At 60.6% G+C, this 13,010-nt stretch carries 11 protein-coding genes; all 11 read left to right on the top strand.

Features of this window, described 5'->3' with window-relative positions; genetic code table 11:
• Nucleotides 1–60 precede the first annotated feature (60 nt).
• The 11 genes from JK202_RS07725 (at nucleotide 61) to gap (ending at nucleotide 12,955) form a co-directional block, all read left to right on the top strand.
• The gene (locus JK202_RS07725) at nucleotides 61–1,632 is read left to right on the top strand and encodes an acyl CoA:acetate/3-ketoacid CoA transferase (RefSeq protein WP_211559848.1); all 1,572 of its coding nucleotides are present in this window, start codon (nucleotides 61–63) and stop codon (nucleotides 1,630–1,632) included.
• 40 nt (nucleotides 1,633–1,672) lie between these two features.
• Nucleotides 1,673–2,935 (top strand): glycerate kinase, encoded by a 1,263-nt coding sequence (locus JK202_RS07720; protein ID WP_211559846.1) that lies wholly within the window; start codon nucleotides 1,673–1,675, stop codon nucleotides 2,933–2,935.
• Between the two features lie 111 nt (nucleotides 2,936–3,046).
• Nucleotides 3,047–4,189 (top strand): acyl-CoA dehydrogenase family protein, encoded by a 1,143-nt coding sequence (locus JK202_RS07715; RefSeq protein WP_211559844.1) that lies wholly within the window; start codon nucleotides 3,047–3,049, stop codon nucleotides 4,187–4,189.
• Nucleotides 4,186–4,953, top strand: a complete 768-nt coding sequence (locus JK202_RS07710; protein WP_211559842.1) for a 3-ketoacyl-ACP reductase — start codon at nucleotides 4,186–4,188, stop codon at nucleotides 4,951–4,953. The genes JK202_RS07715 and JK202_RS07710 overlap by 4 nt, the downstream gene beginning before the upstream one ends.
• An 8-nt stretch (nucleotides 4,954–4,961) precedes the next feature.
• Nucleotides 4,962–6,113, top strand: coding sequence for a dihydrodipicolinate synthase family protein (locus JK202_RS07705; protein ID WP_211559840.1), 1,152 nt, complete (start codon nucleotides 4,962–4,964; stop codon nucleotides 6,111–6,113).
• The gene (locus tag JK202_RS07700) at nucleotides 6,113–6,970 is read left to right on the top strand and encodes a sugar phosphate isomerase/epimerase (RefSeq protein WP_211559838.1); all 858 of its coding nucleotides are present in this window, start codon (nucleotides 6,113–6,115) and stop codon (nucleotides 6,968–6,970) included. Before JK202_RS07705 ends, JK202_RS07700 begins: the two co-directional genes overlap by 1 nt.
• Before the next feature lie 14 nt (nucleotides 6,971–6,984).
• Nucleotides 6,985–7,746 (top strand): electron transfer flavoprotein subunit beta/FixA family protein, encoded by a 762-nt coding sequence (locus tag JK202_RS07695; protein ID WP_211559836.1) that lies wholly within the window; start codon nucleotides 6,985–6,987, stop codon nucleotides 7,744–7,746.
• Nucleotides 7,746–8,672, top strand: a complete 927-nt coding sequence (locus tag JK202_RS07690) for an electron transfer flavoprotein subunit alpha/FixB family protein (RefSeq protein WP_211559834.1) — start codon at nucleotides 7,746–7,748, stop codon at nucleotides 8,670–8,672. The genes JK202_RS07695 and JK202_RS07690 overlap by 1 nt, the downstream gene beginning before the upstream one ends.
• A 43-nt stretch (nucleotides 8,673–8,715) precedes the next feature.
• The gene (locus JK202_RS07685) at nucleotides 8,716–10,365 is read left to right on the top strand and encodes an electron transfer flavoprotein-ubiquinone oxidoreductase (protein ID WP_249199789.1); all 1,650 of its coding nucleotides are present in this window, start codon (nucleotides 8,716–8,718) and stop codon (nucleotides 10,363–10,365) included.
• A gap of 102 nt (nucleotides 10,366–10,467) precedes the next feature.
• Complete coding sequence (locus tag JK202_RS07680; protein ID WP_211559831.1) at nucleotides 10,468–11,868, top strand: sugar porter family MFS transporter; 1,401 nt, start codon at nucleotides 10,468–10,470, stop codon at nucleotides 11,866–11,868.
• 67 nt (nucleotides 11,869–11,935) lie between these two features.
• On the top strand, nucleotides 11,936–12,955 hold the full coding sequence (gene gap / locus JK202_RS07675) for a type I glyceraldehyde-3-phosphate dehydrogenase (protein WP_211559829.1): 1,020 nt from the start codon (nucleotides 11,936–11,938) through the stop codon (nucleotides 12,953–12,955).
• Nucleotides 12,956–13,010 lie beyond the last annotated feature (55 nt).

Raw genomic sequence — 13,010 nt, 5'->3', positions numbered from 1 at the left:
GCCGGGCTTTTTTATTCGGAATTATAGTAACTAACTAGTTATATACAAAGGCATTGGAACATGATGAAAGTCAGGACAGCGGCCGAGGCTGTGAGCCTCATCAAGGACGGAGCCATGGTTGCCGTCAATTCGTCTTCGGGACTTCTGTGTCCTGACGCGGTTCTCGAGGCACTGGGGCAGCGTTTCGAGGCAACGAAATCACCGGCAAAGCTGACGACCATCCATCCGATTGCCGCGGGCGACATGTTCGGTACCAAGGGCGTGGACCATCTCGCCCGTCCGGGCATGATCACGAAGATTATTGGCGGGTCCTATCCTTCGGGGCCGAGCAATGCCGAGCCACCACTGATCTGGCAGCGGATTCAGGCGGAGGATCTGGCCGCCTATAACGTTCCGTCCGGCGTGATTTTCGACATGCTGCGGGAAGGGGCCGCAAAGCGTCCCGGCGTGCTGACCAAGGTCGGGCTTGATACCTTCGCGGACCCGAAGCGTGATGGCTGCGCGATGAACGAGACGGCACGGCTGAACCCGCTCGTTCGTCATATGGATTTTGAGGGCGAAGACTGGCTGTATTTCCCGGCATTGCGTCCGGATGTGGCCATCATCCGCGGCTCGACGGCAGATGAGAACGGCAACCTGACGTTTGAGCAGGAAGGGGCCACGCTCGGCGCCATGGAAATGGCGCTGGCGGCGCACAACAACGGTGGCCTCGTGATTGCGCAGGTCCGTCGGGTGGCCGCACAGGGCACTCTGAAGCCACATGACGTCAAGGTTCCGGGTATTCTGGTCGATGTGATCGTCGAGGCCCCGGACCAACTCCAGACAACCGCCACGGCTTACGATCCCGCCATTTCCGGCGAGATTTTCCGCCCGCTTTCGACGTTCGACATCCCCGATTTCGGACCATCCAAAGTCATGGCACGCCGCGTGGCGCAGGAACTGAAGCAGGGCTGGGCGGTAAATATCGGCTTCGGCATTTCCGCAAACGTCCCTCGTATCCTACTGGAAGAGGGCCGCCACGGCGCGGTGACCTGGGTGATCGAGCAGGGTGCCGTGGGCGGTATTCCCCTGCTGGACTTCAAGTTCGGCTGCGCCAGTAACGCCGAGGCCTTTGTCGCATCGCCTCACCAGTTCTCCTATTTTCAGGCAGGCGGCTTCGACTGCTCCCTGCTGTCCTTTCTTGAGATCGGACAGAACGGCTCGGTGAATGTCAGCCGTCTCGCCGCTACGCCTCATCGTACGGCGGGGGCCGGGGGGTTCGTGGACATCACGGCGCGGGCAAAGCGCATCATCTTCTCTGGCAATTTCAATGCCGGGGCGAAAATGCATATCGAGGACGGGCGTCTTGTGATCGACAAGGAAGGCAAGATCGCCAAGATCGTGCCTGAAGTGTCTCAGGTCAGCTTTTCTGGAGCCCGTGCCACCGAAACCGGCCAGGAGATCACTTATGTGACGGAGCGTTGCGTTCTGAGGCTGCTGGGTGGCAAGCTGACGGTCACTGAAATCGCGCCGGGGATCGACTTGCAGCGGGACATTCTGGATCAGGCAACGGCTCACCTCGAAGTCTCGCCCGATCTGAAGGACATGGACGCGGCCCTGTTCCAGGATGAACCCATGGGACTGCCCCTGTGACCTTCACCCCTCGCGCCAGACGGACAGACAGGAACTGACCATGATGCTTCAGGACCGCATGTTTCTGACAGGACTCTTCGACGCCGCCGTTGGCGCGGCCGAACCGGAGCAGATCCTGGCGGCACATCTGCCCGAGCCCCCGAAGGGACGGACGGTTGTGGTTGGCGCGGGAAAAGGCGCGGCCCAGCTGGCCGCGGCTTTCGAGCGCGTCTGGAAAGGACCACTCAGCGGCGTGGTGGTCACGCGTTACGGCAATGTCTGCCCGACGCAATCCATCCGCGTTTTGCAAGCCTCGCATCCGGTGCCGGACGAAGCCGGCCTGAAAGCCACGGAGGCGCTTTTCGAGGCGGTGAAGGGGCTGGGACCGGACGATCTCGTCGTGGCTCTCATCTGTGGTGGCGGGTCGGCTCTTCTGCCATCCCCGCCGCCGGGCATGACGCTTGAGGACGAGGCCGAATTGAATCGCGTCCTGCTCGCATCCGGTGCGCCGATTTCCGTCATGAACAGCATCCGTAAGCAGGTCTCGGGCATCAAGGGCGGCCGGCTTGCCGCGGCTGCGGCACCGGCGAAAGTCGTGTCTCTCGTGGTGTCGGATGTTCCGTTTGACGATCCCGCACAGGTGGCTTCCGGGCCAACCGTGCCTGATCTGGGGACGCGGGAAGATGCCCGTCGTCTGGCAAAGACGTGGAAGCTGCGTCTGCCCGAAAAGATCCAATCCTGGCTGGATGGGGAAGAAGGGCGTGCTCCGCTCGCGACCGATCCGATTTTCAGCAGAAACGAGGTGCACGTGATCGCCTCCGCACATCTGTCGCTGGAAGCTGCGGCGGAAAAGGTGCGGCAGGCGGGGATTTATCCCGTGATCCTGTCGGACGCGATCGAAGGGGAATCCCGGGACGTCGCCAAGGTGCATGCCGCTCTGGTACGGGAAGTCATTCTGCGGGGGCGGCCTTTCCGGCGCCCTGTCGTCATTCTCTCGGGCGGAGAGACCACCGTCACCATACGCGGGCAGGGTGGTCGGGGTGGTCGCAATACCGAGTTCCTGCTGGCCTTTGCGCTGGCGGCGGAAGGGCTGCCGTTCTCGGCTCTGGCGGCGGATACCGATGGGATTGACGGTTCCGAAGACAACGCTGGGGCGTTCGCGGATGGCGTCAGCATGGAACGCCTGCGGGAGCAGGGGTTCAACCCCACGGATATCCTGATGGAGAACGACGCCTATACCGCGTTCGAGGCGCTGGGAGACCTGTTTGTGCCGGGTCCGACCGGGACAAACGTCAATGATTTCAGAGCCGTACTGGTTCGCTAGGACCGGCTCGGAAAGCTTCAATAATGATTGATCGGTGAGTGTGGCGAAAGCCGTAGTCTTTAACAATTTTCAATAGTAACCATCTAGTTAGTTACTTATGTGGAGTCGGCTATGTTTCTGAACGAAATGCAGGAAGAAGTCCGCGAAACGACACGGTCTTTCGTGGATAACGTCATCCGTCCCGCCGCAGAGGCGCTGGACCGCGAAGAGCGCTTCCCAGCAGAAATTTATGAAGAAATGGGCAAGCTGGGCCTGTTCGGCATTGCTGTGCCCGAAGAACTCGGCGGACCGGGCTTCGATACGCTGACCTATGCGGTCGTGATGGAAGAACTCTCCCGTGGCTATGCCAGCGTGGCCGACCAGTGCGGTCTGGTGGAGCTGATCTCCACGCTTCTGGTCCGTCACGGAACGCCGGAGCAGCAGAAAATGCTGCCCGACATCCTCTCCATGAAGCGCAAGGTCGCCTACTGTATCACGGAGCCCGAGGCTGGTACGGACGTCTCCGGTATCCGTACGACCGCCGTGCGCGATGGCGACGGCTGGGTCCTCAACGGCGGCAAGATCTGGATCCATAACGCGCCGGTCGCCGATACGGGCTTTGTCCTGGCGCGGACCGACAAGGAAGCGGGCAACCGCGGTATGTCCATTTTCATCGTGGATCTGCATGCCAAGGGCGTCGAGCGCGGCCCCAAGGAACACAAGATGGGCCAGCGGGCGAGCCAGGTCGGCGCGCTCGATTTCTCGGATGTCCGTCTGGGCAGTGATGCGTTGCTGGGCGAGATGAACCGTGGCTTCCACATGATGATGAGCGTGCTCGACAAGGGGCGCGTGGGGATTGCGTCACTGGCCGTCGGGATTGCTCAGGCCGGGCTTGAAGCGGCCGTGGATTATGCCGGAACGCGCAAGCAGTTCGGCAAGCACATCTCCGAATTTCAGGGCGTGCAGTGGCTTCTGGCCGACATGGCCAAGGACATTGAGGCCGCACGGCTTCTGGTCCATTCAGCGGCCACGAAGATCGATCGTGGGCAGGATGCGACGCGCGCGTGCTCCATGGCCAAGTGCTTTGCCGGTGACATGGCGGTGGCGCGGACGGCCGATGCCGTGCAGGTTTTCGGTGGCTCGGGCTATATCCGTGGCTTCGAGGTCGAGCGTCTGTACCGTGATGCCAAGATCACCCAGATCTATGAAGGCACAAACCAGATCCAGCGCATGATCATCGCGCGTGAACTGCTCCGTAAAGGCGCACGGGCATGAAACAGGTCGCTCTCGTCACCGGTTCCTCACGGGGTATCGGTTTCGCGACGGCGCAGGCTCTGGCGAAACGGGGCTTCGCTTTAGCGGTCAATGGACCGTTTGATGACGAGGAACTGCGTTCCGCCGTCAGCCGTCTGTCTGAAACTGGCGCGTCCGTCATGGCGCTCCCGTTCGACATCACGGATCTGTCTGTCCATGCGGAGCGGCTGGCGCAGGTTGAGGCCAAGCTCGGGCCGCTGACAACGCTCGTGAACAATGCGGGTGTCGGCGTTCTCCAGCGCGGTGACCTGCTGGATGTGAGCGAGGCAAGCTGGGACCGGTGCCTGACGGTAAATACCAAGGCGTTGTTCTTTCTCTCGCAGGCTTTTGCGAAGCTGCTTCTGTCCCGTCCGCGGCCCGAGGGGGTGTTTCATTCCATCGTGAATGTAACGTCCTCCAACGCCACGGCCGTAGCGGTCCAGCGCTCTGAATACTGCGCGTCCAAGGCGGCTGCGGCGATGGTGTCCAAGGCTCTGGCCGTCCGGCTCGGACCGGAAAACATCGCGGTCTATGACGTCCAGCCCGGTCTGATCGCGACCGACATGACAGCGGCCGTGATCGAGCACTACCGCCAGCGTGCTGTGGACGGACTGACCCTGCTGCCGCGCGTCGGCGAGCCCGAGGACATGGGCGGCATCATCGCAACCCTCGCTTCGGGCGGACTTCCCTACACCACAGGCCAGGTGATTTCGGCGGATGCCGGAATGCTTGTGCCGCGTTTCTGAGAACGGTCATGAAAATCATTCTTCCCGATGAAACCGGCCGGAAGACGGACTATCACCTGATCGGAACCCCCGCACCGACAGGTGTGCTGGGGCGCAATCCCGCCCGCATCGTCTATTCGGCGGCCCATGTCGTCGCCAATCCCTATACGGGTAGCGCGCCGTCCGGCCCCGGTACCATCGACTGGGACAAGACGATGGCGTTCCGCCGCCACCTTGCGGATCTTGGGCTCGGTATCGCCGAAGCGATGGACACGGCCCAGCGTGGCATGGGTCTGGACTGGCCGATGGCGCTGGAACTGATCCGCCGCACGAAGGCGGAACTGCCGGATGCCGATGTCGTCAATGGCTGTGGCACCGATCATCTGGACCCGGCAGGCGTGCGGGATGTGGATGCGGTCATCCGAGCCTATCTGGAACAGGTCGAAGCCATTCAGGCGGTTGGTGGCCGGATCATCCTGATGGCGAGCCGGGCGCTGGTCCGGGTCGCGAAGGGACCGGCGGATTATCTGCGCGTCTACCGCGAAGTTCTTTCAGCCTGTGACGAGCCAGTCGTCCTGCACTGGCTGGGTGAGGCGTTTGATCCCGCTTTGGCCGGATACTGGGGCACGAACAGCTTCGACGAGGCTCTGCAAACCGTACTTGAGATGATCGGGCAGAACGTCTCCAAGGTCGACGGCATCAAGATTTCCCTTCTGGACAAGGACAAGGAAATCCGGATGCGCCGTCTGCTTCCGGCAGGCGTGAAAATGTATACCGGGGATGACTTCAATTATCCGGAACTGATCGAAGGCGACGAGCAGGGTTTCAGCCACGCGCTTCTGGGCGTGTTCGATCCGCTGGCGCCGCTGGCCGCCTATGCGGTGAGCAAACTCGGCGAAGGCGACAAGGCCGCCTTCCGCGCGGCGCTGGATCCCACGGTTCCGCTGGCCCGGGTGATCTTCAAGGCTCCGACCCAGTATTACAAAACGGGCGTCGTGTTCCTGGCTTGGCTGAACGGCTTTCAGGATCACTTCATCATGCTGGGCGGTGCGCAGTCCATGCGGCCGCTGCCGTATTTCACGGAGATCTTCCGGCTGGCGGATGGCTGCGGCCTGCTCCGTAATCCGGAACTGGCCGTCCGCCGCATGAATTCGCTTCTGTCGCTCTATGGGGCTGACTGATGCGCGACTTCACCCATGATCATTCCGCGCTGGCCCTGAATACCGCGACCCTTGGCCATAATATGCCGGGGGCAGGGGCTGGATGGTCCGCTGAACGGATGATCGACGCCTGCGCCGAGCGTGGCATCGGCGGCATCGTTTTCTGGCGTCCGGAACTTCAGGGCCGGGCTTCGGCCATCGGGCAGTACGCCCGGCGGGCCGGAGTGGAGGTCGTGGGGCTGTGCCGTTCACCGTTTCTCGTGGGGCCTCTGGCACCACACGGACGGCAGGCGGTCGTGGATGATTTCCATCGTTCCATCGACGAGACCGCTGATCTGGGAGGAAAGATCCTGACCATCGTCGTGGGCGGCGTTGAACCCGGCACCAAAGGCGTCAGGGAGAGCCTCGATATTGTCACGGATCGTCTCTCTGCGGTGCTGGATTATGCGTCCGAACGGGACGTCAAGCTGGCTCTGGAGCCGTTGCATCCGATGTATGGCGGGGATCGGTCCTGCCTGCCGACGCTGCGTGATGCCCTGGATATCTGCGACGTTCTCAATTCCGACACGCTGGGTGTGGCGGTCGATGTCTATCACGTGTGGTGGGACACCGATCTTCCCCGCCAGCTTGAACGGGCAGGGACGCGCATCATGGGGTTCCATCTGTGTGACTGGCTGGTTCCCACGACGGATTTTCTGCTGGATCGCGGAATGATGGGGGACGGCGTGGCAGATCTGAGAGGTCTGCGCGCGGGGGTGGAGCGCGCGGGATATGACGGGTTCTGCGAAGTCGAGATTTTTTCTGCAAACAACTGGTGGAAGCGCGATCCGGCCGAAGTGCTGGATGTGATGATACAGCGCTTCCGCGATATCTGCTGAGAACGGAGAGTATCATGAAGATCCTCGTCCCTGTGAAACGGGTCGTCGACTATAACGTCCGCATCCGCGTCCGGCCGGATGGGTCTGGCGTCGATCTGGCGAACGTCAAGATGTCCATGAACCCCTTTGACGAAATCGCGGTCGAAGAGGCCATTCGTCTCAAGGAAAAAGGTGTGGCGACAGAAGTGGTCGTCGTCTCCATCGGGGTTGCGCAGGCGAAGGATACGCTGCGGACTGCTCTTGCGATGGGAGCGGACCGCGCCATTCTCGTCACAGCAACGGATGACGTGAATATGGATCTGGAGCCGCTCGCAGTGGCGCAGATCCTGAGCAGGGTTGTCGCGAACGAACAGCCGGGCCTGGTGATCGCGGGTAAGCAGGCCATCGACAACGATATGAACGCGACCGGCCAGATGCTCGCCGCTCTGCTGGGCTGGGGGCAGGGCACATTTGCTTCGGCCCTGACGGTTGAGGACGGGTCTGCACTCGTGACGCGTGAGGTCGATGGTGGTCTTCAGACCATCAGGCTGAATCTTCCCGCCGTTGTGACAACGGATCTGCGTCTCAACGAGCCTCGCTATGTGGCGCTGCCCAACATCATGAAGGCCAAGAAAAAGCCGCTTGAAGAGGTGTCGCTCGACACTCTCGGCGTCGCGGTTCGCCCGCGTCTGACTGTTCTGAAGACAGTTGAGCCACCGCAGCGTCAGGCCGGGGTGAAGGTCGGGTCTGTCGATGAGCTGGTGTCCAAACTGAAGAATGAAGCAGGAGTCCTCTGATGTCTGTTCTGCTACTTGCCGAAGTCAATGAGGGGCGTCTTGGGACGGATACGGTCGCCAAGGCCCTGACAGCGGTTGCCACGCTGGGCGATGTGCATTTTCTCGTCACGGGCGAGAACTGCGCGGCAGCGGCCGACGAGGCGGCGAAACTGGCGGGTGTGTCGAAGGTGCTCGTGGCGGATGATGCGTCTCTGGCGCATGGCCTTGCCGAGCCCGTCAGCGCGCTCATCGTTTCGCTGGCCAAAGACTACAGCCACATCGCAGCGGGTGCGACGGCATTTTCCAAGAACGTGCTGCCGCGTGCCGCAGCACTCCTGAACGTCATGGTCCTGTCTGAAGTGACAGCCGTTCAGGACGCGGACACTTTCGAGCGTCCGATCTACGCGGGCAATGCGATCCAGACGATCCGTTCATCCGATCCCGTCAAGGTCTTCACGGTCCGCACAGCGGCGTTCACGGCTGCACAGGGCGGCGGGAGTGCCTCCGTCGAAGCCGCCAGCGTTCCGGCTGATCCCGGCCTGTCACAGTGGGTCGAGGACAAGACGGTCGCATCCGAACGCCCGGACCTGACATCCGCCAAGATTATCGTCTCTGGTGGACGTGGCCTCGGGTCGAAGGAAAACTTCGACGCCATTACCACTCTTGCGGACAAGCTTGGCGCTGCGGTCGGCGCAAGCCGCGCGGCGGTCGATGCGGGCTATGCGCCCAATGACTGGCAGGTCGGGCAGACCGGCAAAGTCGTGGCGCCGGACCTTTATATCGCGGTCGGCATCTCGGGCGCCATCCAGCATCTCGCGGGCATGAAGGACTCCCGCGTGATTGTTGCGATCAACAAGGACGAGGATGCCCCGATTTTTCAGGTTGCCGATTACGGGCTGGTTGGGGACCTGTTCACCATCCTGCCCGAACTGACAGCAAAGATCTGATCATGCGCAGCCTCGGTATCACGTGCGGACAGGGAGAAAAGTCATGACGGCGATTGAACGCGAAAGCATGGACTATGACGTCGTCATCGTCGGCGCTGGACCCGCAGGCCTGTCCGCTGCCATCCGTCTCAAGCAGCTAGACCCGGACCTGTCCGTCGTCGTGCTGGACAAGGGATCCGAGGTTGGCGCCCACATCCTCTCCGGCGCGATCATTGATCCCTGCGCGCTCAACGTCCTGCTGCCGGAGTGGCGGGAGATGAACGCGCCGATCACCGTGCCGGTGGAGACGGACAGCTTCTATGTTCTGGGTGAGAAGGGCCAGACACGTCTTCCCAACTGGCTCATGCCGCCTTTCATGAACAATCACGGCAATTACATCGTCTCGCTGGGGAATGTCTGCCGCTGGCTTGCCGAAACAGCAGAAGGGCTGGGCGTCGAGATTTTCCCCGGTATGGCGGCCAGTGAACTTGTGTATGGCGGGAAAGGCGAAATCCGGGGCGTGATCGCGGGCGAGTTCGGGCGGAACGCTGATGGCACGCCGGGAGAGAACTACGAACCCGGCATGATCCTGGCAGGAAAGTATGTGCTGATCGCCGAAGGTGCGCGGGGATCTTTAGCGCTTCAGGTTATGAAGCGTTACGGTCTGTCGGACGGTAAGGACCCGCAGAAATTCGGGATTGGCCTCAAGGAAATCTGGGAGGTGGACCCGGCAAAGCACAAACCCGGCACGGTTGTGCACACGATGGGCTGGCCTCTGGGGCGCAATGCCGGTGGTGGCGCGTTCGTTTACCATCTGGACAACAATCAGGTCTGTGTCGGGTTTGTCGTGCATCTGAGCTACGAAAACCCCTATCTCGACCCATACCGGGAATTCCAGCGTTTCAAGCATCATCCGTTGATGGCTGGACTGCTGGAAGGCGGAAAGCGGATTGCTTATGGCGCCCGCGCTATTTCGGAAGGGGGATGGCAATCCATCCCGAAAGTCGTTTTCCCCGGCGGTGCGCTGCTGGGCTGTTCCGCGGGACTTGTGAATGTTCCGCGCATCAAGGGCAGCCATAATGCCATCTATTCGGGAATGCACGCTGCCGAAGCTGCTCATGCGGCAATCCGGGAGGAGCGGAGCGGCGATGAACTCACGGCTTATGAAACTGCTCTGAGAGAAGGGCCGGTTGCCAGCGATCTCAAGACCGTCCGGAACGTCAAGCCGCTCTGGGAAAAATTCGGACTGGCGGGCGGGATTGTGCTGGGCGGTCTGGATATGTGGACGGCGTCCGTAACGGGAGCGCCTTTGTTTGGAACCCTGCATCATCATAAGACCGATGCGTCGGCGACGGGGAAGGCAGCGGATTTTTCGCCGATTGACTATCCGAAGCCGGATGGGAAGCTCAGTTTTGACCGGACGACCAATGTGGCGTTTTCGTTTACCAACCATCATGAAGGTCAGCCCTGCCATCTGAAGCTTCGGAATGCTGATATTCCGATCACGGTGAACCTGCCGGTCTATGCCGAGCCGGCGCAGCGTTACTGCCCGGCCGGGGTTTACGAAATTGTCGAAGATGCGGGCAAGCCGCGCTTTCAGATCAATTTCCAGAACTGCGTGCACTGCAAGACCTGCGACATCAAGGATCCGTCCCAGAACATCGTCTGGACCCCGCCACAGGGCGGGGACGGCCCGAATTACCCGAATATGTAAGTCCAAATATCCAAGTAACGGCATCCATGCAGGGTTCGGAATCCATGTCTGCCGAAGTGTTTCTTCCGATCATGCAAGAAGATCAAGAAGAGGAAGATGGTCATGAGTGACGTTGGCGTTGTACAGAGCGTTCCGCGCGTTTCACTCAACGGCAGAAGTGCCCTCGTAGCCACACTGGCTGCGGTGGCAGGTCTGATGTTCGGGCTGGATCTGGGTGTCATATCCGGAGCGCTGAAATTCATCGGGGTTGAGTTTCAGGTCAATGATTTCGGCAAGGAGTGCATTGTCTCCGGCATGATGGTCGGGGCAGCGCTGGGCGCGCTGTGTGGCGGGCGCCTGTCCTACATTCTGGGCCGCAAAAAACTGCTGATCATTTCGGCACTGCTTTTCATTTCCGGATCGGCGATGTGCGCGCTGGCGCCATCTGTCGCCCTGCTGATTGGCGGGCGCGTCGTCCTCGGGCTGGCGATCGGTGTCGCGAGCTTTACCGCGCCACTTTACATCTCGGAAATCGCCCATCAGCAGCATCGTGGCGCATTGATTTCCGTCTATCAGCTCATGATTACGGTGGGCATTCTGGTGGCGTTCATTTCCGATGCGTTGCTCGCTTATTCGGGGTCGTGGCGCTGGATGCTCGGGATCGTGGGTGTTCCCGGAGTGTTGTTTCTGATCGGTGTGCTGTTCCTGCCGGACAGCCCGCGCTGGCTGGTTCTGCGGGGCCGGCATGACGAGGCTTTCGACGTTCTGCACGGTTTGCGCGGCAATGATGCGCATGCCCGCGATGAGATCGTCGAGATCCGCGAGCAGCTTGCGCAGTCCGACGGTGGCTACACGCTGTTCAAGAAAAACCCCAATTTCCGCCGGGCGGTCTATCTGGGCGTGGCCCTTCAGGCGATCCAGCAGTTCACCGGCATCAACGTGGTCATGTACTACGCGCCGCATATTTTCGAGATGGCGGGTTTTGGCACCAGCGCTGCGCTGTGGGGCACGGTCATCGTGGGGCTGGTCAATGTGCTCTCCACGTTCATTGCCATTGGATATGTCGATCGCTGGGGCCGGCGGCCCATGCTGATCGCGGGCTTCATCATGATGGCGCTCGGCATGTTTACGGTTGGCATGCTGCTGTATTTCGGCACGGGTAACAGCGATCTGGCGCGTTACGCGGCTGTTGCGATGCTGCTGTGCTTCATCGTCGGGTTTGCATTTTCCGCCGGGCCTCTGGTGTGGATCCTGTGCTCTGAAGTGCAGCCTATCAAGGGGCGTGACTTCGGCATCGCATGCTCCACCTTCACCAACTGGGGCACCAACATGATTGTTGGTCTCACGTTCCTGTCGCTTCTCACGGCAATGGGAAATGCGCAGACTTTCTGGCTCTACGCGCTCCTGAACCTCGTCTTCATTTTCGTGACGATGAAGTTCGTGCCCGAAACGCGTGGCGTGTCGCTTGAGCAGATCGAGCGGAACCTCATGGCTGGCAAACCCCTCAATCGCATCGGCCTGTAAGCGCAGGCCAATCCTCACTCACACCAGGACAGGCCCTGACATCGGGGCACCAAACGGAGACGGTATCGTGGCAGTCAAGATCGGGATCAATGGATTTGGACGGATAGGGCGTCTGACTTTGAGAAGTATTATCGAGAGCGGTCGGACCGACATTGTTCCCGTTGTTATCAATGGTCCAGGCAGTGTTGAAGACAAGGTTCACATGCTGGTTTACGACAGCATTCACGGCCGGTTTTCAGGAAAGGTCCAGCTTGAAGGCGACCAGCTGAGGATTGAGGCGCAAGGCAGGCATTACGGGCCGATCCGCATTTCGTCGGAGCGTGATCCGGCGGCGGTGGCCCTCGATGGTGTGGATGTCGTCATGGAATGCTCGGGGCTTTTTACATCGAAACAGGCCGTGCAGCCTCTGTTGCAGGCGGGAGCGCGGAAAGTCCTTATCTCTGCTCCGGCAAGTGATGTTGATGCGACGATCGTGTATGGCGTAAATAATGACGCTCTCCGGCCGGGCATGACTGTCGTCTCGAACGGTTCTTGCACAACCAACTGTCTGGCGCCACTTGTGAAGGTTGTGGACGAAGCGTTCGGTATCGAATGCGGTTACATGCTGACGGTCCATTCTTATACCGGGGACCAGCAGATCGTGGATCGCAGGCATCGTGACTTGCGGCGCGCGCGGGCCGCCGGATTGAACATGGTTCCGACGTCCACGGGCGCGGCCAAGGCGATCGATCTTGTCCTGCCGCATCTCAGGGGACGGCTGGCCGGATCGTCGCTGCGTGTCCCGACGCCGAACGTCTCAATGGTCGCACTTGATTTCCTGCCATCACGTGCTCCGTCATCTGTGGAGGACGTGAACGCGGTTTTCCACGAGGCGTCCAAGAGGTCTCTCGCGGGGATACTGGATTACAGCGACGGAATGCTGGTCAGCAGCGACTTCAACCACAGCCCTGCATCCTCCACGTTTGATGCGACGCAGACGACCCTCATTCAGAAAGGCCAGATGGTTCATATCTGTAGCTGGTACGATAACGAATGGGGGTTCTCGAACAGGATGATCGACACCGCGGTTCTCATGGGAAGCATATAACGGTCGATCTTCGCACCGGAGTTGCCCCAAAGGGCGTTATGGAAGAGGTATCTTC

The organism is Gluconobacter sp. Dm-62 (assembly GCF_018256155.1).
Classification (GTDB): domain Bacteria; phylum Pseudomonadota; class Alphaproteobacteria; order Acetobacterales; family Acetobacteraceae; genus Gluconobacter.
This window is presented reverse-complemented; position numbering and strand designations above follow the sequence as displayed.

Bases quoted from the DNA above. Each gene is read 5' to 3' on its own strand.
- JK202_RS07725 (WP_211559848.1), top strand. From the start codon at position 61: ATGATGAAAGTCAGGACAGCGGCCGAGGCTGTGAGCCTCATCAAGGAC.
- JK202_RS07720 (WP_211559846.1), top strand. From the start codon at position 1,673: ATGATGCTTCAGGACCGCATGTTTCTGACAGGACTCTTCGACGCCGCC.
- JK202_RS07715 (WP_211559844.1), top strand. From the start codon at position 3,047: ATGTTTCTGAACGAAATGCAGGAAGAAGTCCGCGAAACGACACGGTCT.
- JK202_RS07710 (WP_211559842.1), top strand. From the start codon at position 4,186: ATGAAACAGGTCGCTCTCGTCACCGGTTCCTCACGGGGTATCGGTTTC.
- JK202_RS07705 (WP_211559840.1), top strand. From the start codon at position 4,962: ATGAAAATCATTCTTCCCGATGAAACCGGCCGGAAGACGGACTATCAC.
- JK202_RS07700 (WP_211559838.1), top strand. From the start codon at position 6,113: ATGCGCGACTTCACCCATGATCATTCCGCGCTGGCCCTGAATACCGCG.
- JK202_RS07695 (WP_211559836.1), top strand. From the start codon at position 6,985: ATGAAGATCCTCGTCCCTGTGAAACGGGTCGTCGACTATAACGTCCGC.
- JK202_RS07690 (WP_211559834.1), top strand. From the start codon at position 7,746: ATGTCTGTTCTGCTACTTGCCGAAGTCAATGAGGGGCGTCTTGGGACG.
- JK202_RS07685 (WP_249199789.1), top strand. From the start codon at position 8,716: ATGACGGCGATTGAACGCGAAAGCATGGACTATGACGTCGTCATCGTC.
- JK202_RS07680 (WP_211559831.1), top strand. From the start codon at position 10,468: ATGAGTGACGTTGGCGTTGTACAGAGCGTTCCGCGCGTTTCACTCAAC.